Raw genomic sequence first — 26,107 nt, 5'->3', positions numbered from 1 at the left:
ATTTTAATGAGCGAAGATAAACTCTCTAAAGCCGTTATAACTAGAAGGCAAATTCTTAATGCTGCAGAAAAACTTATTGTAGAGAAAGGCTACGAGAGTGCTTCTATGCGTGATATTACGCAATTAGCCGGAGTCAATTTAGCTGCGGTTAACTATCATTTTGGTAGCAAAGATGCCCTTATTGCTGCAGTTTTAAAAAGAAGACTTGGAGCAATTAATAAAGAGCGTCTTGAAAAATTAGATGCCCTAGAAGCTAGAGCTGCTGGTAAGCCTGTGCGCCCTTCTCAACTGATATATGCCTTTTTTGGAAGTCTAGTGGCACATGCTGGAGAAGATGACCACGACGGAAATATTTATTTGAAGATACTAGAACAAACCATGCTTAGCCCAAGTGACTTTGTTACATCCGTTGTTGCTCAGGAAAACGCATTGGTTTTTGAGAGATACAGAAAAGCTTTTTTTAAAGCTATGCCCGATGTGCCCGAGGAGGAAATTCTATGGCGCTTTCAATTTATGTTAGGTGCCACATCTTATGCAATTTCAGGTATCCAAGCACTTCTTGAGCATACAGAAAACATAGATACCTCTAAAATTAATCTTAGCGACAAACGTCTTAGAAAGCGCCTTTTAAGTTTTTTGCTTGGCGGTCTCTATGCACCTTTACCGAAATTTAGAGAAACCAATCAAGACTAAAATAAATTCTCGTGCAATTTTTCTAGAATTGATTTCTTATTTTCGCCTGGTGCACACATCTGAATAAATTCAAATACATAGTCTCTTGCAAAAACACCTTTTCTAAGACCAATTTTTGAAGTGTGATACCCAAATAAATGACCCACAGGTAAACCTATAAGCCCCCTATCACGACGTGGATCATAAGCCATACTTGCAATTATTCCTAATCCTAGACCAACATCCACATAAGTCTTTATTACATCCGCATCAATAGCTTCAAGAACTATATTATGCTTAATGTCCGCCGCTTCAAAAGAAGCATCAATAGCTGGTCTTCCTGTGAACTGTCTTGAATATGTAATTAATGGATAGCAGGCAATATCTTGTAGAGATAAATTCTTAGCTTGTGTTGAGGTCATATTAGAGAGTTCATGATCCTCCCTCATAACCAAATAATGCTCCCAATCATAGCAAGGAAAAATAACCACCCCAGGAACTTGAGCAAGTGTCTCAGTTGCAAACGCAATATCCAACTCATCATTTAATAACATATTAGCTAGTTGAGGAGGACTACTCTCAATTAAAGATACCTGTACACCAGGATATCTTTGCTTAAAATCCAAAATTATCTGTGGCAAAAAATATCTAGCTTGTGTATGAGTGCATCCAATGACTAAAACTCCCTCATCGTGATTGACATACTCATCACTTATTCTTTTTAAATTTTCAACCTCTAAGAGCAATCTTCTAATAACCGCAACAACAGCTTTACCTGGTTTGGTAAGACCCCTGAGTCGTTTGCCGTTTCTCTCAAAAATTTGAAATCCTAGTTCCTCCTCAAATTCGATTATTGCTTTGGAGATACCAGGTTGCGATGTGTGCAACTTCTTTGCTGCATCAGAAAGATTAAAGTTATTACTAACCGTCTCAAGAATATATTTAAACTGTTGAATGTTCATGTGATTTTTTAGGTTTTCTTATTCTAACTTTATACCAAAAAAGGAAAACAGCTAATGCTGTGAACAAACCATTTACTGAAATAATACCAAGCCATAAATTAATCTGCTCAGAAGCGACCCAACCGCGCATAACGTTAAGCAAATTCATATAAAGCATGCCCACAAGAGCAGCCATAAAAACATCTGCAGATTTTCCCATGCGAGGATTTACTGAACCTAATGGAATAGCAAGCAAAGCAAGATTTAGTGCCGCTATAGGAAGTGATAGTTTCCATAAAATTTGCGAATCGCTTCTAGGATTATTATCCTCAATCAGTTTTGTAAATGGTCTAGCCTTAATCTTATCGAGTGCTTGATTTCTTATTTGTTCATCAGTATAAGCACTCTTTCTATTTATATTCATAGTTACAGAATTAAACTTAGAAGCCCTAAATTCAGGCGTTCCAATTCTAATATCATATCTAGTTCCAGGCCCAAGCTCTATAAATCTTTCACCTGTTTCATAATTCGTGACAAAATCCCCATAGTCTGCATTTAAAATGCCAATCCATTCCTCTTTTACTTCTCTAGCAAATATCCTTCCAAATTGATGTTTATTATTAGTGGAGGGCTCAATAAAAAAAACACGATTTCCCCCATCTGTTTCTAAAAATTGTCCCTCAACCACCTTGGAAAAATCCGATCTTTGAGCATATCGCTGTTTGTATTCTTCTATTTGCAAATAAGCCCATGGTGAGGTAACAATAGTTAAGATGGCAATGAGCACGCTTACAGGCACCGCAATCCGTAACACTGGTTTTATCCAATCTACCAACGAAACTCCTGAAGTAAACCATACGAACATCTCCTGTTCACGATAATTTCGAGACACCGTTGTAATAACAGAAATAAATAGTGACACTATAAGAATTATCGGTAGAGCCGTGATGCTTGAAAAAGCTGATATCCCCAAAACCAAATCAGCTCCAATTGCACCTGAGGCCGCTTGTGCCAGAAGTCTAGCTAAAAGAACGCTAAGCCAAACAATAAGGAGAGTTGAAAATACCACTCCGGCATTACTTAATATTTCGGATACAACTGAACGTTTAAATAGAAACATGAAACGAATTGAGTAATAATAGAGGATATATTTTTTTAAAGGGGAGTGAAATGCAATTCACCGTTCATGATACAGCAGATATTTTAAAAATCAAAACTCCAGCATTGTTTGTTGGTGTTTTTAAAGATGGAAAACATGGTGTTATTTCTAAGGATCTTCCTAATAATGCCGAAATTAAAAACATAATTAGAAAAGAGTTTCGTTGCGGAATCGGCGATGCGTATATGATGCGTGATGTGCCAGGGTTTGCCGCTGAGAAGCTAGTGCTTATAGGTATGGGCGAAGAAGACAAATTCGATATAAAAGCACTTGAGGATGCACACTGTGCCGTAACTTGCTTTATGGAAGAGTACAGCATTAAAGAAGGAGTTAGTACTTTACTTGAAGAAGAGGCTTTATTTAAAAACCACGAAGAAGTTACTCTTAAAGATGCAACCATTTTAGCTGCACGTAAAGTTCATTATTCAAATTACAAATATACAACTACATTTGAAGAGACACCAGACCATAATGTCCTTAAAAAATTCGGATTTACGATTTCTAAAAAATATACAAAAGATGTAAGGGAGGCCATAGCCACAGGAAAAGCAATTGCTGATGGGATGCACCTTACTATGCAATTAGGCGATTTGCCTAGCAATATCTGCACACCTACTTATTTAGGAAATTGTGCTAAAGATTTAGCTAAAGAATATAAAGAGCTTAAAGTTGAAGTTTTGGGACGCAAACAAATTGAAACTCTTAAAATGGGTGCTTTCCTATCAGTAGCTGCTGGTGCTAGTGAGGAGCCTGCCCTTATTGTTCTCAAATATTCGCCTACTAAAAAATCAAATAAAAAACCTATCGTCTTTGTAGGTAAAGGTGTGACATTTGACACTGGTGGTATTTCTCTAAAAAATAAAGCAAATATGGATGAGATGAAGTTCGATATGTGCGGTGCCGCTTCAGTATTAGGTGTTATGAAGGCTGTATCCGAAATCGGATTTGACCGAGAAATTGTAGGCGTGATTGCAGCTACTGAAAATATGCCTAGTAGTTATGCTACAAAACCAGGCGATGTAGTAACTAGCATGTCTGGAAAAACTATTGAAATTCTGAATACCGATGCTGAGGGACGTTTATTGTTAGCAGATGCATTGACATATGCAGATAAATTTAAACCTGAAGTAGTCATAGACATTGCCACCCTAACAAGTGCTATCATTCAAGCTTTAGGTCATGTTCATGCAGGCGTGTTCTCAAATGATGAAGATCTTGCAGATGCGTTGATTGATGCGGGTGATATCGCAAACGATAGTGCATGGAAAATGCCTTTGGATTGTCAATTTGCAGAAAATTTAAAAAGCAATTTTGCAGATTGTGCAAATATCGGAGATGGCACTGCAGGATCTGCTGTGGCTGCAGCATTTTTAGAGAAATTTATCGGCGATTATAAATGGGCACATATTGATATTGCTGGAGTTGCATGGAATCGCGGCAAAAACAAAGGTGCCACTGGACGTCCAGTTTCTCTATTGATGGCATATTTATTAGGCCAAAACTAGTGGCTGAAATTTTTGTTGCTCACGGGGCAAGGAGCATAGAAGACACTCTTATTATGTCTGTAAACTCCGTGAGTAAGCAACACCAAAAGGGTCAAAGCATATTGGTATTTTGCAGAGACGTAAATATTGCCACAAAATTTAGTGAGGGATTGTGGGGTATTGATAAGACCACATTTATCCCCCACTATTTCGCAGGGGATGAGATGATTATCCCCGCACGCATCGTAATATGCGACGAGGATATCGCTAAATGGGCCTCTAAGCTTAATCCGAAGCCAAACTTGCTCATAAATCTAAGCGAGGATTTTATTGAGGATATATCTCTATTTCCCATGGTTCTTGAATTTGTTCTAAATGACTCCAAATCTAAGGAAATGGGTAGAGCACGTTTACAAAAATATAAAGCTGCGGGCCATGTAATTAAATTTCACGAGTTCAAATATAAGAAAAATTAACGTTCGATTACCATAATAAAAATTATAAAAATTTTATAGTAAACTTAATCAAATCAATAATTTGGAGATCACATGAAAAATTTTGGTAGACCTTCTTTTGAAAGGCCTTCTGATACACTTTCTCAGGATACTTTCCGCGGAAATGGCGGTACTGTTTCTGCTTCAGTTAAGAACAAAGTTCTAAGCCAAACTTATGTTTTGCTTGCAATTTCTATTGGTGTTGCTGCTCTTGGTACACTTTTAGGGATGCAACTTAACCTATTCCAAGGAATGGGTGCCTTTATGCAATTTGCCATCTTTATGATCGGTGCATATGGTCTTATGTTTTTGGTCATTAAAAACCGTAATTCCGCTGTAGGTGTAGCTTTCTTATTGGGTTTCACATTCTTTATGGGATTGACTTTAAGCAATCTAGTAAGCACCATATTGCAACTATCTAATGGCCCTACACTTATGCTATATGCATTTGCTTCTACTGCAGGCATATTCTTTGTTATGGCAGCTCTTGCATCAGTGATTAAAAAAGACTTGACCTTTATGGCTAAGTTTCTGTTTATAGGCTTGATTGCATGTATTATCGCAGCTGTCGCAAACATTTTCTTTATGATTCCAGCTTTGGCTTTGGCTTTATCTACATTAGTAGTTGTGATTTGTTCTTTATATCTACTAATTGATGTTCAAAGAATAATTAACGGCGGAGAGACTAACTATATTATGGCTACTCTAAGTATATTTATTAGCCTATATAATATCTTCGCAAACTTATTGAGTATCTTCGGTTTTACTTCTAGTAGTGATTAATCGGGATAGATGGTTTTGATTCTCTCGCACATTTAGTGAGGTTCGATTCAAAACAATAGCAATTTTGAGCCTGAGTTGTTTACGCAATTCAGGCTCTTTTTCTAAGTCAGAAAAATCTGGTTCAGGCGTATCAAAGCCGTAACCTGTTTCGCAGAGCCATTGCCACTCAAAACGCCTTAAAACAGTACGTGCATCTACATGTGCCGCTAAATCATTAAGAGCCTGCACATAATAATCATAAAGCCTCTCATGCGGATCCTCTTTGGCAATGCCCCTTAATATCAGCTCATTCAAATACCAAGCCGACATCAAATTCTCAGATGACAAATTAATAAAACCGTCTGTCTCAACGCGAGTAATAGTTTTAATTTCACCCGTTCCACTCCATGAAACGCGGAGAGGCTGAAAATGAGCACTTATGGGCCTAAGCACAGAATAAGGGCGCTTAGCACTTTTGGCAACGCCTGCGATAAGCCCATATTCTCGCGAAAACAAGGTTACGATAAGAGAATGCTCGCTCCATGAAATGCATTGGAGTGAAAAGGCCTGCGCATCGGAAACGCGTTTTTTATGAGTATGTGTGTGGGGAGCGGTGGATGCAAGAGATGAGGAAGGCGTGAGGGGCGTGTGTGCTGCGAAGGACGAAGCATAAGCCTCGGGTTTGGCGATTTCCTTAGGCTTACTATCAGCCTCGGGTTTGGCGATTTCCTCAGGCATAAACATTACTCATACCCAAGGTTCCGAAGTTGAGCCTCTTTATTAGACCAACCTTTTCGCACCTTAATAAAAATTTCAAGAAATACGGGCTTTTCAATAAGCTTTGAAATATCCTGCCTAGATTCTGTGGCAATGCGTTTCATATGCATCCCTTTAGACCCTAATAAAATAGGCTTGTGATTTTCTCGCTCAACAAGTATACAAGCGTTTATCGTTACACCACTTGAACTCTCATCCCATTTTTCTATAACCACTGTACACTCGTACGGCAGCTCATCCCCTACAAGTCGAAAAATTTTCTCGCGTATGATTTCAGAAGCTATAAATTTTATGCTTCTATCGGTTATCGCCTCTTCATCAAAAAGATGTTCTCCATGAGGAAGTCGCTCTTTTATCTCATCAAGCAAAGCATCAAGCTGAATACCTTTTTCTGAGCTCACAGGCACCACCGCATCATAATCGTGATTTTTTAAAATATCTGAAGTGAATGTAAAAAGCGAATTTTTATCCTTTACTAAATCCACTTTGCTTAGAACTAGAATCGTAGGTTTACCCTTAGGTAACAGTGGCAATATTTGTGCATCTCCATCATTCCATTTTCCCGCTTCAACCACATGCAATACTACATCCACATCATTAAGAGTAGTCAAAACCACACGATTCATCATATTGTTCATAGTTCCTCCATGACGGGTCTGAAAACCAGGTGTATCTACAAATATATATTGAATCTCATCCTTTGTAAGAACCCCATGAATACGATGTCTCGTGGTTTGAGCTTTTCTTGAAACAATAGAAATTTTACTGTCGATCAGTGCATTCATTAATGTAGATTTACCTACATTTGGGCGACCAACAACTGCAATAAATCCCGTTTTTTTGCTGCTATTTTGCATCTTGTTCAACTGCCACTGGCAATGTAAGTTGAGTGACTTTTCTAAGTTTACTGGAGGATTTTTTTGAAAATGATTTTATTTTTTTTAGTTTCTCTAAAACAATAGTCGCAGCCGCTTGCTCGGCTGACCTTCTGCTTGATCCAACAGCTTGAGCAGAAATATCGTAAAGTTCAACCGAACACTCAACTTCAAATTCTTGATCATGTGCAGCACCAGAAATGTTCAAAACTTTATATGTTGGCAATGGTACCTTTTTCGCCTGCACAAACTCTTGCAAAAGTGTCTTAGAATCTCTACCTAAAGTTGAAAAATCAACATCCTTCATAAGTGGCTCATAAATACTCTCTACCACCTTTTGAGCCTCAAGTATTCCGCTGTCTATATAAATAGCTCCAAATATAGCCTCAACTGCATCAGCAAGAATAGATGGCCTTCTAAAACCACCACTTTTTAGCTCACCCTCTCCTAGATGAATTAGGTCTGGTAATTCCAAGTTTTGAGCGATTTTAGCTAAAGTATCTTGATTAACGTAACTTGCTCTAATACGTGTGAGATCACCCTCAGCCTGATCCTTGAGTTTTTTAAATAATATTGAAGCTACAGAAAAGTTAAGAATTGAGTCTCCCAAAAATTCCAGTCGCTCATTATGTGTAGAACTGTAGCTTCTATGAGTCAAAGCTCTATTTAGAAGTTGCACATCCTTAAATGAGTAATTTAACTTTTTCTGAAGTTTAGTTAATTTCATGCTATTTTATTGAGCCAATGCGGTCAAAATCCCCTAAATTCAACCAAATATAAAATGCTTCACCGGCAAGATATTTATCAGGAACAAACCCCCAGAATCTACTATCTAAGCTATTATCGCGATTATCGCCCATAACAAAATAGTAACCTTTTGGTACCTCACATTCTACAGCTGCTTGTCCAAAATATTTGCAGGAACTAAAATTTTCGAATTGCTCTATAGGCTGTATCGAATATAGACCAGGCATCTGCAAAATATCATGTTCTACACCAAATAGCTTCTCCTTATGTCTCTCAGGATTTCCAGATTGCTGCTCAGGATTTATATAAGGACCAATTGCTTCTGTGGCAATAGCCTCTCCGTTAACATAAAGTTGCTTGTTTTCGTATCTAACTGTATCTCCAGGCAATCCTATAATTCTTTTGATATAGTCTTGTTTTGTATTTAATGGATATCTAAAAACTACAATATCCCCTCTTTCTGGACTACCTATAGGAATAATTTTTTGGTGAATTATAGGCAGTCTCAAGCCATACTTAAATTTATTAACGAGAATAAAATCTCCACTTTGTAAGGTTGGAAGCATAGACCCCGAAGGAATTCTAAACGGTTCAACTACAAATGCCCGCAATATAAATATGAAAAATACCAATCCAAATAAACTACCCACATAGTTGAGCAACCCATTTGAATATTTATCTGCTTCGGCTCCATACAATTTCACACGTCTAGGCCTTAAAACATATTTTTCTAATGCCTTAGCAGTAAAAGTTACAATAACTAAAATTAAAAAAATCAAATCCATTATTTATCCTCAACTTGAAGAATGGCCAAAAACGCCTCCTGTGGAATCTCAACACTGCCCACTTGTTTCATGCGTTTTTTTCCTGCCTTTTGTTTCTCAAGTAACTTTTTCTTCCTTGTAATGTCCCCGCCATAACATTTAGCAAGCACATTTTTTCTTAATGCTTTTACATTTTCTCTGGCAATGATCTCCGCCCCAATCGCCGCTTGTACTGCTACATCATACATCTGACGGGGAATCAATCCTCGCAGTTTAGAGACCACTTCACGCCCTTTAAAACGAGCTGAAGCTCTATGAACAATCATAGATAGTGCATCAACTTTATCGCCATTTATAAGCAAATCCACACGAACCACATCTGCTGAGCGATACTCTAAAAATTCATAATCCATAGAAGCATAGCCTCTAGAGATGGATTTTAATTTATCGAAGAAATCTAACACAATCTCTGCTAATGGAATTTCATAATGCAAATGCACTTGTCGTCCGTGATAATTCATATCTCTTTGAATACCGCGTTTATTATTGCAAAGAGTCATTACTGGACCAACATAGTCTTGTGGCATAAACAAAGTAACATTAACTATAGGTTCGCGAATCTCCTGTATAGTACCCTGATCAGGCATACGAGAAGGGCTATCAATATAGAGAACTTCACCGTTATTTTTAACGACCTCATAAACTACAGACGGTGCTGTAGTAATAAGATCCATATCAAATTCGCGCTCAAGCCTCTCTTGGACAATTTCCATATGCAAAAGCCCAAGAAAGCCGCATCTAAAACCAAAACCTAGAGCTTGTGAGACCTCTGGTTCAAATTGTAGAGATGCATCGTTAAGTTTTAATTTCTCTAAAGAGTCTCTAAGCTGATCATATTCACTACTCTCTACAGGGTAAAGACCTGCAAAAACCTGTGGCTTAACTTCTTTAAACCCTGGCAATGATTCCGCTGCTGGATTTTGTGTATGAGTGATAGTATCACCCACTTTTGCGTGAGCTAAATCCTTAATTCCCGTAATTAAGAATCCCACCTCACCAGCAGAAAGAGAATTTCTAGGTTGTGATTTAGGTGTAAAAACGCCTAATTGCTCTACAAGATGATTGGCTTGTGTAGCCATAAAAGTAATCTTTTCTTTTGGTTTGATAGTGCCATTAACTATGCGTATAAGCATAACTACTCCCACATAGTTATCAAACCATGAGTCTATTATTAATGCTTGAAGAGGTGCTTCTGTATTGCCTTTTGGGGGTGGTACTTTATTTACGATAACTTCAAGTATTTCATCTATACCCAGTCCTGTTTTAGCACTAGCTAACACTGCGTCAGAAGCATCTATACCAATAACATCTTCGATTTCAGCTCTAGCTTCTTCGGGTTGAGCTGAAGGAAGGTCCATTTTATTTAAGACTGGTATAACTTCAACACCTAAATCAATAGCCGTATAACAATTAGCAACCGTTTGAGCCTCAACACCTTGGGTAGCATCAACAACTAGCAAAGCCCCTTCACAGGCTGATAATGAACGACTTACTTCATAAGAGAAATCCACGTGACCAGGAGTATCAATAATATTTAGGATATAGTCTTTGCCGTCTTTGGCCTTATAGTTTAATGTGGCCGTTTGAGCTTTAATAGTAATACCTCTCTCCCTCTCGATATCCATAGAATCTAGAACTTGAGCAGACATTTCACGATCAGCAAGGCCCCCAGTTTTTTGAATAAGCCTATCTGCAAGTGTTGATTTTCCGTGGTCAATATGGGCAATAATTGAGAAGTTTCGTATATTTTGCATGCAATTTGTGCGGATAAATAAAAATTTAAAACCTCGACTAAGTGAACTTAATCGAGGTCAAACAGTTTAAGTTAGGGAAAGACTACTTGTTTGGTTTAGTAGTTATCCACTGTGTCATTTTATCACGAAGCACCAATACAGCAACAACTTTATCTTTAGGTAGGTCTTTAGCTACTTCGTTAAAACCTTCTACAGTAGAAATATCAACATTATTAACTGTCAAAATAATATCGTTTTTCATAAAACCGGCTTCTTTAGCTTCATCTGTAAGGTCATAAACTAAGACACCACCATTAATATTTAAATTTTCACGTTGTTTTTTATCTAAAGATTCAACTGATAACCCCAGTTTATTTTCTTGATTAACTTCAGGTTTTTTTGTTTTTTTAGATTTGATGCCTTTAGATTCAATGGCTTCTACGGTCACAGACAAGGTCTCATTTTTACCTCGACGGAAAATTTCAATGTCTGTTTTTTTGCCTGATTTAGTTTGTCCAACCATACGAGGCAAATCAGTCCATTTATTTATAGTTTTACCATCAAATTTTAAAATAACATCACCCGCACGAATACCAGCTTTATCCGCTGGACCATCACGCTCAACACTACTTACTAATGCACCTTTATCATTAGGTAGACCTAAAGCTTTATAAACATCTTCTTGAAGAGGTCCTATTGCAACACCAATTCGGCTTCTTTCAACTGTCCCTGTATCCTTCAATTGGTTGATTACATTAATAGCTTCATTAATAGGTATAGAAAAGGAAATACCCATAGAACCGCCACTTCTGGTGTAGATTTGACTATTGACCCCTACAACTTTTCCTTCTAAATCAATTAAAGGGCCACCTGAATTACCTGGGTTTATCGCAACGTCAGTTTGGATAAATGGTAGGTAATCGCCCGTATCACGATTTATGGCACTAACTATGCCTGAAGTAACAGTGGACTCCAAATCATATGGAGATCCAATAGCCAAAACCCATTGACCTTTTTTAAGTGCATCTGAATTACCTATCTCAATAGGCTCTAGATCTTTTGCGTCAATTTTAATAAGAGCAAGGTCAGTACGTTTATCTGTACCAACAACTTCTGCATCGTATTCTTTACCGTTATTTAATGTAACTATAACTTTATCTGCTCTATCAACTACATGGTCATTTGTAATGATATAGCCGTCTTTAGAAATAATAAATCCAGAACCTACTCCGCTCGGAACCTGACGATCACCTTTTTTAGGTCTTGATTTATCAGAATCTCTGTCATTTGGTCCTGGACCAAATCGTTTTGAAAATGGTTCAGGAAAGAAATCAGGCCCGAAGAAAAATTCGAAAAACTCTTCTGCGTCTGGATCACCTTGGAAAGACCAACCTGGACCCGAACGGCCTCTACCTCGTGTGCTAATAGTTTCCATGGTACGTATGTTAACCACACTATTTTCGGTTTTTTCTACAACTTTAGTAAAGTCGGGAAGTCCTAAATTAGTAGATTGTGCAGGGAATTTGGTAAGAGCATCTGTTTCAGTTTGTGCAGGTGTACCCCATGAACTAGTAGAGGATGAAGAATTCTGTGAAATAGCAGGTGCTGAAACCAAAGCACCAAGTAATAATGCATATATTGGTAATTTTTGGAATTTCATAATTATCCTTGTTTTTAAAAATTGTCTGTTGCTAATAGTCTAATGTTGGAAAGTTAAAAAATTTTTAATTTGAAATCAAAGGTAATTATTTTTATTTATTAAAAGTACTCTAAGCCTTCTCCATGAATTCCTATCAATATCCCAATGAAATAGATAAAAACTTTGCATCCTATTTCTAAACTTATATTGGATATGAAAGCATATTTGATAAAAATCCACTTTTACAATATCTACCACACCATTAGGTGGGCAAATTTGAGAAATATGAGAGGGACGAATTTGAAATTTTAGTGGACTTAGTCTGAATGAATTATGGATACTTTTTACATAAAGCAGTGCTATACATAGAGAGTAGACTAACCCCACAAATCCTAATAGAGTAAGAAAAATTAGAGAGGCTAAAAAATAATGGTGAATTGGCTTTAATCCGACTGAGCAATTAACTTCCCAGTTATCTTGCAAAACACCGTAATTTATAGCTTCCCCATTCATTAGAATTTTTTAATAACAACAGAACAATTAGTACCACCAAAACCAAACGAATTTGATAATGCATAATCAATACTAAGATCACGTGCTTCATTTGGACAGTAATCAAGATCACATGCAGGGTCTTGATTGAATATATTTATAGTTGGTGGTGAAACTTGATTTTTTACAGCAAGAGTAGCAAATACTGTCTCAATACCACCTGCAGCACCTAGCAAATGACCAGTCATAGACTTAGTTGAATTAACTACTGTATTATATGCATGATCACCTAAAGCAAGTTTAAGTGCTTCAGTTTCATTTTTATCTCCAAGAGGAGTTGAAGTTCCATGAGCATTAACGTAGTTAATTTGTTCAGGATTAATATGAGCATTCTTCAATGCATTTCTAACCCCAAGTGCAGGACCTTCCATACTTGGAGCAGTTATATGATGAGCATCAGAACTCATGCCATATCCAGCAAATTCCGCATATATTTTTGCACCGCGTGCAACCGCATGTTCGTATTCTTCAAGAACAACGACACCAGCCCCTTCGCCTAACACAAAACCATCTCGATCCACATCCCACGGACGAGAAGCAGTAGCAGGGTCATCATTTCTTGTTGACAATGCCCTCATAGCCGCAAACCCACCAATACCTAATGGGGAAACAGTAGATTCTGCACCACCAGCAATCATAACGTCCGCATCACCGTATTCAATCAATCTTGCTGCGTCACCGATTGAATGAACACCTGTCGCACATGCAGAGACAATTGCATAGCTAGGGCCAGTTATTCCAAGTTTTATAGTTAAATGCCCAGAAACCAAATTAATCAAAGAAGCAGGAACGAAAAATGGTGAAATTCTTCGTGGACCTTTTTCAAGATATTCTGTTTGAGTAGCCTCAATTCTTTGAAGACCTCCAATACCAGAACTCACGATTGCACCAATGCGATGAGCGTTTTGCTCTGTAACTTCTAGCCCTGAATCTTTCCATGCTTCAAAAGAAGCTGCAAGACCATAATGAATAAATGTATCCATCTGCTTTATTTCCTTAGCTGGAATATATAGAGATGGATCAAAATCTTTTACTTCAGCTGCAATTTGAGAGCTGAATGCACTTGCATCAAAACGAGTAATTTTTGTTACGCCAGATTTACCTGCAACAATATTTTCCCATGAGGACTTAACATCATTTCCCACAGGAGTTACTAAACCGAGACCTGTTATTACTACGCGTTTTTTCACATATGCTCCTTATATAAAAAAAGCGTCTTGTAAAGCAACATGAAAAGCTACTTTACAAAAACGCTTTAAGAAATTTTCTAAGAATTTCTCAATTTGTCAGAACTATTCCACCCAACAGTAATTACTGTTTAGAGTTATTCTCGATAAAGTCGATAGCGTTCTGAACTGTAGTAATAGTTTCAGCTTGCTCATCAGTAATTGTGTTTTCGAATTCGTCTTCGAAAGCCATAACCAATTCAACCATATCAAGTGAGTCAGCTCCTAGATCATCCAAAAAAGAAGACTCGTTTTTGATTTCATCTTCGTTTAAACCTAGTTGTTTCGCAACGATTTTTTTAACACGTTGTTCAATGCTCATTTAAATCTCCAAAGTGGGAAGTCCCAAATAAAAATAACTAATTTTACAAAATTAAAGTGTATTATATGAAAAAAAGGTTTAATTTAAAAATAAAACTACCCTATAAACATACCGCCATTTACGTTAATTGTTTCACCCGTAATATATCCTGCATAAGGACTAGCTAAGAAGGCAACAGCATAAGCTATATCCTTAACTGACCCAAGACGACCAAGAGGAATCTGACTGATTAATTTTTGAGCCGCTTCATCACCCAAAGCTCTAGTCATAGCTGTGTCGATAAACCCTGGAGCTACACAATTAACTGTTATATTTCTACTACCTAATTCTCGAGCTAAAGATCTAGTCATACCAGCCACACCAGCTTTAGCTGCAGCATAATTTGCCTGACCAATATTTCCTGTCATACCAACAACTGAAGTGATATTAATGATTCTGCCATCTCTAGCTTTCATCATAGGTCTGACAACAGCACGAGATAATCTAAAAACTGCAGTCAAATTGGTCTGAACAATATCGTCCCACTCCTCATCTTTCATACGCATAATAAGATTATCTCGAGTGATACCAGCATTATTAACAAGAATATGTGGACCGCCCATTTCGACGATTTCTTTAACTAATTCTTCACTAGCAGCCGCATCGGTTACATTTAATACCTTTCCTTCACCACCGAATTCTGAAAGTTTTTCAGTAATTTGCTTAGCTCCTGATTCACTTGTAGCTGTTCCAATAACTCTAGCTCCTCTACTAGCTAATTCCAATGCGATAGCTTCACCTATTCCGCGACTAGCTCCAGTTACAAGTGCAATTTTGTCTTTTAATTCATTATTCATTTAAGCACCTTAAGATAAAACATTTTTCAAATTTTCTAAATCACTTGGTGTATTCAATGTGAATACCTCAACCTCTGGCAATATACGTTTAGCCAGATTAGTTAATACTTTTCCAGGACCACATTCTATAACATGAGTGACCCCCAAATCAGACATTTTTTGCATAGTTTCAACCCAACGCACAGGATGCCATGCTTGTCTGACAAGGGCATCAACTATGTCTTTTTCAGATTCTTTAATAGATACGTCCACATTATTAATAACTGGTATCTTCGGTACATTTAATTTGTACTTACTTAATTCTTCTGAAAGTTTCATGGCTGCAGGTTCTAGCAAAGATGAATGAAATGGTGCAGACACTGGCAATACCACGGCCCTTTTTGCCCCTTCTTGTTTACAAATTTCGCATGCAGTCACAACAGCTACTTTATGTCCAGCAATCACTACTTGCGATGGAGCATTAAAATTTACGGCCTCAACAATCTCTCCTGATTGCTCTGACACACGCCTACAAATATCAACAACTTTTTCGTCTGATAGTCCAATTATCGCAGCCATACCCCCAGCACCTACAGGTACAACAGCTTGCATAGAATCCGCCCTAACTCTAACAATTTTTACAGCATCTTCTAATTTAAAAACATCCGCCGCTGCCAATGCCGTATATTCGCCTAAACTATGCCCTGCCATAACTTCTGGCAATGGCAATCCCGCCTCCACATATGCCTTATATAAAGCATATGATGAAGCAAGCATAACTGGTTGAGTATTTGTTGTTAAATTCAAATCGTGTTCAGGACCTTCATGTATTAGGGTGGCAATGTCCTGTCCTAGGGCCTCACTAGCGGTTTTAAGAACTTCTTGAACGACACCAGTATCTGACCATGAATCCAACATACCTATAGCTTGAGAACCCTGCCCTGGGAATACAATCGCAATTTTCATAATAATCCTTTAAAACTTAACTAGGGCAGAGCCCCATGTGAACCCACCACCTACACCTTGAAGCATTGCAAGATGTCCAGGTTTTATTAGACCTTGCTTTCTCGCATAATCTAATGCTAATGGCACACTAGCTGCAGATGTATTTGCATGCTCCGAAACAGTCATAACAACTCTCTCTTCAGGCAATTCTAACTTACGGGCTAAACTAGAAATAATTCGAGCATTTGCCTGATGAGGTATAAACCAATCGATTTCACTAGGTTTTACACCAGCCTTCTCGCAGACTTCTAAAGCAGACTTTTCTAATTTTGTAACCGCTTGTTTAAATACAGCCTGTCCATCCATTCTTAAAAACGGGTCACCTACAATCTCTCCATGCCGAATATTTCCTGGAGTATTTAAAATATTATTAAGTGAGCCCATAGCATTTAATTGGGTGGCAATGATCCCCGGTTCATCCGAAGCTTTTAAAACTACAGCACCTGCCCCATCACCAAATAAGACACAAGTCCTGCGGTCCTTCCAATCAAGAATTTTTGTTAATGTGTCTGCCCCAATAACAAGGGCCGTTTTAGAGGAACCAGCTTTTATAAAATTATCCGCGACTGTAAGGGCATATAAAAAGCCGCTACAAACCGCTTGAACATCAAAAGCAGCTCCGTGTTCAATACCTAAATTCGCTTGAATAAGACAAGCTGTACTTGGGAAAATAAAATCTGGGGTCGAGGTTCCTAAAACTATAAGATCGATTTCTTCTGGATTTATGTTCGAATCCTCAAGAGCTAATTTAGCGGCTTTAGTAGCCAAGCTTGAGGTAGTTTCAGACTCTGATGCAATATATCGTTGAGAAATACCAGTTCGTGAATTTATCCACTCGTCAGATGTTTCAATGCCATCTTTAGCTAATTTTTCAGCTAAGTCATCATTGGACACTATTAGTTCTGGCAATGCACTTCCAGAACCAAGAATTTTTGAATAAACCATAAGTTTATATCTCCAAAACCTGATACCAATTAAGCGTGTTCAGTATTATTTGAAATTTGTTCACTAACTTCTGTGGACTGCAACTCGCCAACCTTAACGCTAATTTTATTAAGGATATCGAATTTTATGGCTGAATATGCTTTATATATCGCATGTTTAAAAGCTAAAGAATCAGCTGAGCCATGGCTTTTGACTACAACACCTTTTAGTCCTAAGAAAACTGCCCCGTTATATCTGCGATTATCTACTTCTTCTTTAAACTTAGATAAAACAGGTTTAGCTATAAATGCGATTAATTTAGTGAAAAAGGAATGGAGGAAACGTTTTTTTAATTTTTGGCTAATCATCTTAGCCAAACCTTCAGATGTCTTAAGCATAACATTACCCACAAATCCATCACAAACAACAACATTACATTTACTTTTGAAAATGTCATCGCCCTCAACGTTCCCGATAAAGTTAAGCCCAGACTCTTGCAATAGAGAATAAGTTTTTCGAACCACATCGTTTCCTTTATGTGTTTCGTGACCTATATTTAAAAGACCTAGTGTAGGATTATCTATTTCTTCAATAGCTTGAACAAGTGCGGTGCCCATAATTGCAAATTGCTGCAGATGCTGAGGGGTACAATCCACATTTGCCCCAAGATCAAGCACATATGTGCCACCCCCAGAAATATTAGGAATTGCTGAGGCAATGGCTGGTCTTTTTATACCATCTAATGTTTTTAATATCAAACGAGATATAGCCATAAGTGCTCCAGTATTTCCGGCAGAAATACAAGCATCGGCTTTTTGTTCACTAACCAATTTTATGGCCACATGCATAGTCGAACCCTTCTTATGTCTAAGGGCTGATTCGACAGCATCTTCTCCTGTAATTACTTCATTACAGGGGATAATCTCAAATTGATTTGGGTCACGAGGTTTACTGTGATTTAAGGATTTTTTTATTTTTGTTTCATCGCCCACTAGCAAAAAGTGCACATCAGCTATGCGATGTGCAAACCTCACTGCTGCTGGAACTGTAACGGAGATACCATTATCCCCGCCCATACAGTCAATAGCGATCCTAATCACTGCAAACCTACAATGAGCGGAATAAATTACTCGTCGTTTTTAGTTTTTAATACTTTACGGCCACGATACATGCCATTAGGGCTGATATGATGGCGCAAATGAACTTCACCTGAAGTTGGATCAACCGCTGTTGGAGGATTAGTTAAATAATCGTGTGAACGGTGCATCCCTCTTTTTGAAGGTGTTTTCTTATTTTGTTGAACAGCCATTTATGACTCCAGTAGTTAATTTTTTTTAAGCTTCTTTAAAATAGCAAAGGGTGATTCTTTAGAAGAAAGATTACTTTCAGTTAAATTAGATAATACACCCATCCCATCAGGACATGTCTCGTGCTTAGGAATATACGGAATATTAAGAAGGATTTCGTCTTCTATAAATGAAACCATATCTTGAGCTTGAGAGGCCAGTATTTTATCATGCTCGTAATCGGATATTTCTCCAGATGTATCTACATCAGCCTCTAAATCTGAAAGACTTGAGACAACTTCAAGGGTAGATTCAATTTCTAAAGGGAAATCAAAATATTTATTACAACGCTGACAAATAAGTCTAGGAGTAACTTTTATTGAAAGATTAATTAACTTATGTGCCTCAGATATACCCACCCTATCAGGAATGCCAGTCACTGACCAATCAACAAAAGAATTCGTATGCTGATCTGGATAATCTTCTAATAAACGGTTTAGATTAGTAATAGGAAAAGTGTCTCGGACAGTTTTTTGGTTTCTAATCAATTCATAAAAATCCATAAATTGTCCCTTAAAACACATAAGCCATATTTTAAGTTACTAAGCTAAGCACCTATTAAATAAGCTCATATAGTAAAATAATCTCTATAAAGCTAAATCTTAAACTATTTTAAAGTAATCGATTATTTTATATTTCTTAATACTTTAAGTCAATAATTCATGCCAAATTCTGACCCAAAACTTATATTAGCGTCATCATCAAAATACCGAAAAGAATTGTTAGAACGTTTGCATATACCATTTGAATGCATTTCACCAAATATTGATGAAACACAACACCCCTCTGAGACTCCTGTGGCATTGTCAATTAGACTAGCCAAAGAAAAAGCACAGGCTGTCTTTGACCAATATCCCAATTCAGTAGTTATTGGATCTGATCAGGTTGCTACATTTGATGGGAAAACAGTTGGAAAAGCTGGCAGCATAGAAAAGGCGAAATTACAGCTTAAAGAATTAAGCGGAAAAACAGTTGATTTCAATACATCTATATGCGTGATGCATGCAGGTGGCATCATGAGAGATACCGTATTGACTAAATGCGTATTTAGAAATTTAACTGAGCAAGAAATCTCAAATTACCTCTCAATTGAACCTGCTATAGATACAGCTGGTAGTGCAAAAGCTGAGTCACTTGGCATAACGCTTATGGAATCTATTACTAGTGATGACCCCACAGCTATAATTGGCCTTCCTTTAATAAGAACTTCAGAATTTTTAAGAAAACTTGGTTTTTTCCCTGCAAAATGAGTAACAAAAAACTGCATTTGATTCCTGTAGGTTTAGGTGATTTAGAAATTGAATACTGGCTTCCTAACGAAGCAATTGAAATTACTAAGAAAATTGATGTATTCATAGCAGAAAATGCTAAAACTGCGAGAGCATTTTTAAAGTTAATTGGTCCAAATAAGCCTATACAAGAAATAAAAATATTCACATTAAGCGATAAGGATTCAAATAAAGATTACGATTCATGGTTTTCAGAAGAATCAAACGAAGGGATTATAGGACTAGTATCAGAAGCTGGTTGTCCTGCTGTTGCAGACCCTGGGGCTAAGGTTGTCCAATACGCACACAAAAATGGAATTGAAATTGTGCCTTGGACTGGACCTTCCTCAATTTTGCTTGGGTTAATGGGGAGTGGCTTAGATGGGCAACGTTTTACTTTTCATGGATACGCTCCCTTGGACATTGCCACCAAAAAACAATCATTTAAAGCGTGGGAGGCGAATTCTAAAAAATTTTCTCAAACGCAAATTTTTATTGAAACGCCCTACAGAAATGAGTCCGTATTTGCCAGCCTTCTTGAAACATTAAACCCACAGACTAAACTTTGTGTGGGCATAGGTATTCATACTAGGAAGCAGATAATTTCAACAAAAACAATCGCTGAATGGAAAAAATCGAAGACCCCTGATTTTCATAAAGTGCCTACGATATTCCTATTCTTAGCTTAATAAACGTGTTTTTGCGTATATATAGATAATAGACGAGAGAGTTCAGATACGGACTCGGCAACATGATTAGGTTGCAACTCATCTAATTCACGGCGGTTATGAGCCCCATAAGATACGCCAATAGCATGAATCCCAGCATTTCGGGCCATTAGTAAGTCATGAGATGTATCACCAATCATGATAGCTTGCTCTGGTTTGACGAGAAGCTCTTCCATAATTTCATACAACATAAGAGGATCGGGCTTTCCAGCTGTTTGATCGGCAGTTCTAGTGGTATCGAAATTAGACTCTAAACCGAATTGTTTTAATGCGATATCTAATCCGTAACGACTTTTTCCCGTAGCTACCGCCGTCAATACACCTCTATTTTTAAGATTCTCTAAAAGCTCGGGTATACCAGTAAATAATTTAATATCAGGCCCAATACTAAAGTAGTGAAATTTATAACGCTCTGCAAATTCAGAGATTTGTTCGGGAGTAATTTCTGGGACTATTTTTTGAGCCGCTTCGTAGATAGATAATCCTATAACCCAACTTGCTTGTTGAGCTGAGGGAATGGGTAAATTAAGGTCGGCACATGTTTTTTGAATGGCAACCACAATATTATGTGTCGAGTCCATCAATGTCCCGTCCCAATCAAAAATAACTAAGGAATATTTCATGGTCCAAGTTTTTTTAGTAATGTTTTGCAATCATCGGGCAAATCTATTTCAAAATTAAGTCTTTCATCGGTGATAGGGTGAACAAACGACAATTTATATGCATGTAGGAACATTCTATTAAATCCCAAGCTACTTACATATTTTGTGAGAGTATCATCTCCATATTTTTCATCACCCACAATACCAAATCCAGATGCACGTAAATGAACGCGGATCTGATGAGTGCGTCCAGTTAAAATCTGAACACTTAAAAGTTCAAAATCGTTGTATTTTTTTACTTTTTTTACAATTGAATGAGCGTATTTTCCATTTTCCATGTCCACCCTTACCCTTCTCTCTCCCTGAGGAGTGAGATATTTATATAAAGGTAGCTTTATGTCTTTTAAATTGGCTGGCCAAGTACCTTTAACTAAAGCATAATAGGCCTTGTGGAAATGCTTCTGCCGCATCATCTCTTGAAGCTTTACAAGTCCAATTCTTTTTTTGGCTATGATTAGTAAACCCGAGGTTTCTTTATCGAGTCTATGAACTAATTCAAAATAGGTGTGCTCAGGTCGACTTGATCTGATTTGTTCAATAACCCCAAAAGATACTCCACTTCCTCCATGAACTGCAAGACCAGCTGGTTTATTAATAATCAAAAAATAAGAATCTTCAAAAACTACTTCAAATTCTCGACTTGGTATAAAGTTCTTAGGAGTTTCTTCTGAGACTCTAAATGGAGGAATACGAACTTCATCTCCTTCCTTAACTCGAGATTCGCTACTAACCCGCCCCTTATTAACTCTCACCTGACCAGATCGAATTGCTTTGTATATATGGCTTTTCGGGACTCCCTTGCAATATTTCAACATGAAGTTATCTATGCGTTGACCATCTGAAGAATCATCCACTTGGATATATCTAACTGATGGTTTTGGGGAGTTCATAATAAAAAGAATAGGTAGAAAAGGAAGTTAATTGTAGCTAAAACATTGTAATAATGCTACAATCACAACGCCTAATGACGGCTTAAGTTACAACGTATTTAAATTTGTAAAATAATAATAAAAATTGTACATATTGTTTGAACTTTAGCAGGTCTATTTCGATTGTGTTGTATAAGCTTTCTGTTTTTATGCGGTAGTTTGATATCCCTACCCACAGACTGCGATTAGAATTTGTATAGAATTTTTTGTTTGCAGATATGAGTTCTGCAGATAGTATTGTAAATTGCTGAATTGATGAATTTTTACGTTAATCATAATAATTTATAAGTCTTTTATATAGGAGCAGGACGCTTCTATATTGCCACCCTATACTCATTCAATCATCCTCTCGAACTAGGTTAATGCTTAATCCGAAGTATTAGTTTTTTTCTGAGTATTTATATGAAACGAATGTTATTTAATGCAACACACCAAGAAGAATTACGTGTTGCAATCGTTGATGGTCAAAAGTTATTGGACATCGATATTGAAACTGCGGGACGCGAACAGCGAAAAGGAAATATTTATAAAGGCGTTATAACCCGCATTGAACCCTCTCTCGAAGCATGCTTTGTAGATTATGGTCAAGAGAGGCATGGTTTTCTCCCTTTTAAAGAGGTATCTAAAAATTATTTTAAAAAGGGTGCGGACTTTAGTCGTATCTCTGAGGCATTAGAGGTTGGACAGGAATTAATAATTCAAGTCGAAAAAGAGGAGCGAGGAAATAAAGGGGCTGCTCTTACTACATATGTATCATTAGCTGGTCGTTATTTGGTGCTTATGCCTAATAACCCTAAAGGCGGTGGGATTTCTCGTCGTATTGAATGGGAGGACAGGCAGGAGTTGCGAGAAGCTATGTCGCATTTGGACTTGCCTGAAGGTATGAGTCTTATTGCCAGAACTGCAGGTATTGGACGCACAACTGAAGAGCTAAACTGGGACCTTACCTATCTTATGCAGCTTTGGAAAGCTATTGAAGATGCTGCAAACCACTACAGTGCCCCTATTCTTATATATCAAGAATCATCATTAGTTATTAGGGCTCTAAGAGATTATTTTTCTCATGACATTTCTGAAATATTAATTGATACAGATGAAATCTATGATCAAGTCCATGCTTTTATGCATGACGTTATGCCAGATAATGTCGCAAAAGTTAAACGTTATCGCCACGCAGTTCCACTATTTTCAAGATTCCAGGTTGAACACCAAATTGAAACTGCATATTCGAGGCATGTTCAACTACCATCTGGTGGCTCTGTAGTCATTGACCATACAGAAGCACTGGTTGCAGTAGACGTTAACTCAGCTAAATCGACTAGAGGCGGTGATATTGAAGAAACTGCAATGCGCACTAATATTGAAGCTGCTGAGGAAGTAGCTCGTCAACTAAGGTTGCGAGATTTAGGCGGGCTTATTGTTATCGACTTTATTGATATGGAAGATAGCAAAAACCAAAAAGCTGTCGAAGCGAAATTGCGTGAATCTCTTCAATTTGATAGAGCCCGAGTTCAAATGGGAAAAATCTCAAAATTTGGACTTATGGAATTATCTCGTCAAAGGCTACGTCCATCATTGAATGAAGGGTCGCATATTATTTGTCCGCGATGTAATGGTACAGGAGTTATTCGAGATATTGAATCAAGTGCACTAAATGTGCTTCGTTTATTGCAAGAGGAAGCTCTTAAGGAGAATACTGCAGTACTGAATGCACAGGTTCCTGTGGACGTTGCCACCTATTTACTTAACGAGAAACGTCAAGATATTGTTAAGATGGAAGCGAAAAACCAGATACGCATCTATCTAATTCCAAACAAAACTCTAGAAACGCCTCACCATAATATTGAGCGCATCAAGCATGATGATTCGCGTATGGATGAGCAACCAGTAAGTTATGATTTGGTTGATGAGCCAGAGGAGACCACTCCTATATGGCAGGAGAAAAAGGACAGACCTAAGACTCCAGAAGCTGTGGTGAAGGGTATTCGTAGAACTACTCCAGCCCCTACTCCATCGCCAAAAGCGTCTACAAAAGCTAAGTCAGAGATGACTTTCTGGCAGAGAATTCTATCATTCTTTGGGTTTATAAAAGAGGCCCCTACTACTGAAAAATCGGCTCGACCAAAAGCTAAAGGACGTGCTCCAAAAGCAACTCAGAGAAAACAACAGGTGCGTAAGGGTCAAAAGCAATTTGATGCAAGAAAACCAAGCGATGGAGAAGGTGCGGAGGACATTGCCACCAAAACCAAGGCAAGCTCTGAATCAAATAAAAATAAAAATCGCAAATCTAAAGCGGAGCAAAAAAGTGAAACTCAACAAATTATGGGCTTTACTGAAGTAGCTAGAGATACTAATGATATCCAAGAGAAAAAATCTAAAAACAAACGTCGCAAAGGAAAATCCAGAGGCGATCGCTATGCACAAAACAAACTTGAAATTCAAGAGGCTAATGAAACTTTAAAAGAAGAAGTCGAGCTAATCTCTAATGCAACTGAAGCGACTGACAGTATTCAAGCGACTCAAGCTAATCAAGAGACTAAGCCTTCAAACAAACATCATAGAAGCAGACGTGGTCGCGGCAGAAATCGCAACAACAACAATCAAGCGTTTGTACCAAATGAGGTTATTCTTGAGCAACAAGATATTCTTTCAAGCGAATCTATAAATGAAGGTTCGAAATCGATTGAACTTTCTCAAGCGACTCCAAATGCTATAGCTGAGCCATTGAATAAAAGAGCAAAACCTTCGTCTGTGGCTAGAGAAGATGTGCCTCATGACAAGGATTTAAAGCAAAACGTGGAAGCTCCGTCTTTAAGTGAGACTATAGCTCAATTGGATCCGCAATCGCTTGGGCTGGAGGTGGCTCCTAAGCCATTGCCACGAAGTCAGGGGCGTAGACCGGCTGAGTCTAGTAATGATACGGATGCGGGCGTTGGGGGATCTTCGGATGCAGGCGTTGGGGGATCTTCGGATGCAGCAACAGGTGCGGCGGTTCGGGCGGCTGTAGCTGAACAGACCTTTGTTTTCGATAAAGAAACATTGATTGCTACATGCGAGAAAATTGGCATGATTTGGATCGAAACAGACCCAGAGAAAGTCGTCGAAATTCCTGTCGTAGAAATCAAACTAGGTCGCGAACGCAAGCCTTTAGAACCACTACCAACCGAGCCACTAGAGCAAGTAGAGACTCGCCTAAATCTTTAAAAGAAAACGGTCAGCTAAGAGAAATTTTAGCTGACCTTATTCTTCTTCGCCCCCGCATGGGGCCTTATTATTCTACTCTCCGCATGGAACCTTAATTACGCTTTATAGAAACTTCTACAACCTTTCGACTACTTCGTAAGATTGATTAGTCAAAAGAGCCAGTAAATAAGCAATCTCGTGTTTAAGATCTTTGCGATTCACGACCATATCCACTGCACCCTTATCCTGCAAGAACTCAGCCCTTTGAAAACCCTCTGGAAGTTGCTCTCTCACAGTTTGTTCAATCACACGTGGACCAGCAAAACCAATCAAAGCGTTTGGCTCGGCAATAACAATATCGCCCATAAACGCAAAACTCGCAGATACACCACCCATAGTGGGATCAGTCAAAACGCTAATAAAAGGCAATTTTTCTTTAGATAATAAAGTTAATGCGGCCGTAGTTTTAGTCATCTGAAATAAAGAGAATAAGCTCTCTTGCATACGAGCACCACCGGATGCAGATACGCAAATAAAAGGAATTTTATCCTCTATAGCGGCATTCACTCCTCTAACAAATCGTTCACCTACCGCAGAGCCCATAGATCCGCCCATAAAGCCAAAATCGAAAGCGGCAACAACTACAGGTACAGATGATAATGTACCTTTTACGATTACGATTGCATCAGTTGCGTCTGTTTTTTTTAGAGCATCGGCCAAGCGATCTGTGTATTTTTTTGTGTCCTTAAACTTTAGTGGGTCAGTTGAACGTACAGCATCACCGATTAGAACCCTATTTTCTGTATCCAGTAATGAGTCAATCCTCTCTTGAGCTGTTAATCTTAAGTGGTGGTCACAACTAGGGCATACATTAAGATTACGAACTAAATCATCCCTGTAGAGTGTTGTGTTACATGCTGGGCACTTTACCCATACCCCCTCAGGTACACGCTTTGCAGAGGCTTCAGAGGAATTAATCCTTGGTGGCAATATTTTGTCAATCCAACTCATATTTAAGTCCTAATTAATAGGTAATCTCA

The 26,107-nt window shown here is 38.0% G+C and carries 26 protein-coding genes; 7 read left to right on the top strand and 19 right to left on the bottom strand.

The window, feature by feature from the left end; translation table 11 throughout:
- The first annotated feature begins 6 nt into the window (after nt 1–6).
- A complete protein-coding gene (locus tag TASI_RS02700) occupies nt 7–693 on the top strand; it encodes a TetR/AcrR family transcriptional regulator (RefSeq protein WP_014111225.1) in 687 nt (228 codons plus the stop codon).
- On the opposite strand, the gene TASI_RS02695 is transcribed toward TASI_RS02700, so the two are convergent.
- A complete protein-coding gene (locus tag TASI_RS02695; protein ID WP_014111224.1) occupies nt 690–1,634 on the bottom strand; it encodes a CysB family HTH-type transcriptional regulator in 945 nt (314 codons plus the stop codon). The genes TASI_RS02700 and TASI_RS02695 overlap by 4 nt on opposite strands.
- A complete protein-coding gene (lptF, locus tag TASI_RS02690) occupies nt 1,615–2,733 on the bottom strand; it encodes an LPS export ABC transporter permease LptF (RefSeq protein ID WP_044977988.1) in 1,119 nt (372 codons plus the stop codon). The genes TASI_RS02695 and lptF overlap by 20 nt, the downstream gene beginning before the upstream one ends.
- Nucleotides 2,734–2,783: 50 nt before the next feature.
- Between lptF and TASI_RS02685 the strand changes: the two genes are divergently transcribed.
- The 3 genes from TASI_RS02685 to TASI_RS02675 all read left to right on the top strand — a co-directional run bounded on the left by TASI_RS02685 (nt 2,784) and on the right by TASI_RS02675 (nt 5,533).
- A complete protein-coding gene (locus tag TASI_RS02685) occupies nt 2,784–4,277 on the top strand; it encodes a leucyl aminopeptidase (RefSeq protein ID WP_014111221.1) in 1,494 nt (497 codons plus the stop codon).
- Entirely contained in the window at nt 4,277–4,732 is a 456-nt protein-coding gene (locus tag TASI_RS02680; protein ID WP_014111220.1) for a DNA polymerase III subunit chi, read from the top strand. The genes TASI_RS02685 and TASI_RS02680 overlap by 1 nt, the downstream gene beginning before the upstream one ends.
- Before the next feature lie 72 nt (nt 4,733–4,804).
- A complete protein-coding gene (locus TASI_RS02675) occupies nt 4,805–5,533 on the top strand; it encodes a Bax inhibitor-1 family protein (RefSeq protein WP_014111219.1) in 729 nt (242 codons plus the stop codon).
- Here the strand turns inward: TASI_RS02675 and recO are convergent.
- The 14 genes from recO to TASI_RS02600 all read right to left on the bottom strand — a co-directional run bounded on the left by recO (nt 5,495) and on the right by TASI_RS02600 (nt 18,800).
- Nucleotides 5,495–6,256, bottom strand: coding sequence for a DNA repair protein RecO (gene recO, locus TASI_RS02670; RefSeq protein ID WP_014111218.1), 762 nt, complete (start codon nt 6,254–6,256; stop codon nt 5,495–5,497). The genes TASI_RS02675 and recO overlap by 39 nt on opposite strands.
- Complete coding sequence (gene era, locus TASI_RS02665; protein ID WP_014111217.1) at nt 6,256–7,146, bottom strand: GTPase Era; 891 nt, start codon at nt 7,144–7,146, stop codon at nt 6,256–6,258. The genes recO and era overlap by 1 nt, the downstream gene beginning before the upstream one ends.
- Nucleotides 7,136–7,891, bottom strand: a complete 756-nt coding sequence (gene rnc / locus TASI_RS02660) for a ribonuclease III (RefSeq protein WP_014111216.1) — start codon at nt 7,889–7,891, stop codon at nt 7,136–7,138. Before rnc ends, era begins: the two co-directional genes overlap by 11 nt.
- 1 nt (nt 7,892) lies before the next feature.
- Nucleotides 7,893–8,696, bottom strand: a complete 804-nt coding sequence (gene lepB / locus TASI_RS02655; protein WP_014111215.1) for a signal peptidase I — start codon at nt 8,694–8,696, stop codon at nt 7,893–7,895.
- Nucleotides 8,696–10,489, bottom strand: a complete 1,794-nt coding sequence (lepA, locus tag TASI_RS02650; RefSeq protein WP_014111214.1) for a translation elongation factor 4 — start codon at nt 10,487–10,489, stop codon at nt 8,696–8,698. The genes lepB and lepA overlap by 1 nt, the downstream gene beginning before the upstream one ends.
- Before the next feature lie 82 nt (nt 10,490–10,571).
- The gene (locus tag TASI_RS02645) at nt 10,572–12,128 is read right to left on the bottom strand and encodes a Do family serine endopeptidase (RefSeq protein WP_014111213.1); all 1,557 of its coding nucleotides are present in this window, start codon (nt 12,126–12,128) and stop codon (nt 10,572–10,574) included.
- 491 nt (nt 12,129–12,619) lie between these two features.
- Entirely contained in the window at nt 12,620–13,849 is a 1,230-nt protein-coding gene (gene fabF, locus TASI_RS02635; RefSeq protein ID WP_014111212.1) for a beta-ketoacyl-ACP synthase II, read from the bottom strand.
- 121 nt (nt 13,850–13,970) lie between these two features.
- On the bottom strand, nt 13,971–14,207 hold the full coding sequence (gene acpP, locus TASI_RS02630) for an acyl carrier protein (protein WP_014111211.1): 237 nt from the start codon (nt 14,205–14,207) through the stop codon (nt 13,971–13,973).
- A 95-nt stretch (nt 14,208–14,302) separates the two neighbouring features.
- Nucleotides 14,303–15,043, bottom strand: coding sequence for a 3-oxoacyl-ACP reductase FabG (gene fabG, locus TASI_RS02625; RefSeq protein ID WP_014111210.1), 741 nt, complete (start codon nt 15,041–15,043; stop codon nt 14,303–14,305).
- Between the two features lie 9 nt (nt 15,044–15,052).
- Entirely contained in the window at nt 15,053–15,988 is a 936-nt protein-coding gene (gene fabD, locus TASI_RS02620; protein WP_014111209.1) for an ACP S-malonyltransferase, read from the bottom strand.
- Nucleotides 15,989–15,997: 9 nt separating this feature from the next.
- Nucleotides 15,998–16,972 carry a beta-ketoacyl-ACP synthase III gene (locus TASI_RS02615; RefSeq protein WP_014111208.1) on the bottom strand — a complete coding sequence of 325 codons (975 nt, stop codon included), beginning with the start codon at nt 16,970–16,972 and terminating at the stop codon, nt 15,998–16,000.
- Nucleotides 16,973–17,001: 29 nt separating this feature from the next.
- Nucleotides 17,002–18,051 carry a phosphate acyltransferase PlsX gene (gene plsX / locus TASI_RS02610; protein WP_044977984.1) on the bottom strand — a complete coding sequence of 350 codons (1,050 nt, stop codon included), beginning with the start codon at nt 18,049–18,051 and terminating at the stop codon, nt 17,002–17,004.
- A gap of 26 nt (nt 18,052–18,077) precedes the next feature.
- Nucleotides 18,078–18,260: a 50S ribosomal protein L32 gene (gene rpmF, locus TASI_RS02605; protein ID WP_013522254.1), complete on the bottom strand. Its 183-nt coding sequence runs from the start codon at nt 18,258–18,260 to the stop codon at nt 18,078–18,080.
- 15 nt (nt 18,261–18,275) lie between these two features.
- A complete protein-coding gene (locus tag TASI_RS02600; RefSeq protein WP_014111206.1) occupies nt 18,276–18,800 on the bottom strand; it encodes a YceD family protein in 525 nt (174 codons plus the stop codon).
- 159 nt (nt 18,801–18,959) lie between these two features.
- Here TASI_RS02600 and TASI_RS02595 point away from each other — a divergent pair, with 159 nt between their 5' ends.
- Nucleotides 18,960–19,547 (top strand): Maf family nucleotide pyrophosphatase, encoded by a 588-nt coding sequence (locus TASI_RS02595; protein ID WP_014111205.1) that lies wholly within the window; start codon nt 18,960–18,962, stop codon nt 19,545–19,547.
- A complete protein-coding gene (locus TASI_RS02590) occupies nt 19,544–20,254 on the top strand; it encodes an SAM-dependent methyltransferase (RefSeq protein WP_014111204.1) in 711 nt (236 codons plus the stop codon). The genes TASI_RS02595 and TASI_RS02590 overlap by 4 nt, the downstream gene beginning before the upstream one ends.
- Here the strand turns inward: TASI_RS02590 and TASI_RS02585 are convergent.
- Nucleotides 20,251–20,916 carry an HAD-IA family hydrolase gene (locus TASI_RS02585; RefSeq protein ID WP_014111203.1) on the bottom strand — a complete coding sequence of 222 codons (666 nt, stop codon included), beginning with the start codon at nt 20,914–20,916 and terminating at the stop codon, nt 20,251–20,253. The genes TASI_RS02590 and TASI_RS02585 overlap by 4 nt on opposite strands.
- A complete protein-coding gene (locus tag TASI_RS02580) occupies nt 20,913–21,845 on the bottom strand; it encodes an RluA family pseudouridine synthase (RefSeq protein ID WP_044977982.1) in 933 nt (310 codons plus the stop codon). The genes TASI_RS02585 and TASI_RS02580 overlap by 4 nt, the downstream gene beginning before the upstream one ends.
- A gap of 441 nt (nt 21,846–22,286) precedes the next feature.
- Here TASI_RS02580 and TASI_RS02575 point away from each other — a divergent pair, with 441 nt between their 5' ends.
- Entirely contained in the window at nt 22,287–25,088 is a 2,802-nt protein-coding gene (locus tag TASI_RS02575; protein ID WP_014111201.1) for an Rne/Rng family ribonuclease, read from the top strand.
- 114 nt (nt 25,089–25,202) lie between these two features.
- Here the strand turns inward: TASI_RS02575 and accD are convergent, their stop codons facing one another.
- Nucleotides 25,203–26,078, bottom strand: coding sequence for an acetyl-CoA carboxylase, carboxyltransferase subunit beta (gene accD / locus TASI_RS02570; RefSeq protein ID WP_014111200.1), 876 nt, complete (start codon nt 26,076–26,078; stop codon nt 25,203–25,205).
- Between the last annotated feature and the right edge of the window lie 29 nt (nt 26,079–26,107).

Source organism: Taylorella asinigenitalis MCE3, from assembly GCF_000226625.1.
Lineage (GTDB): Bacteria > Pseudomonadota > Gammaproteobacteria > Burkholderiales > Burkholderiaceae_B > Taylorella > Taylorella asinigenitalis.
Note: the sequence above shows the minus strand (reverse complement) of the source record. Positions and strands in the feature narration are given on the sequence as shown.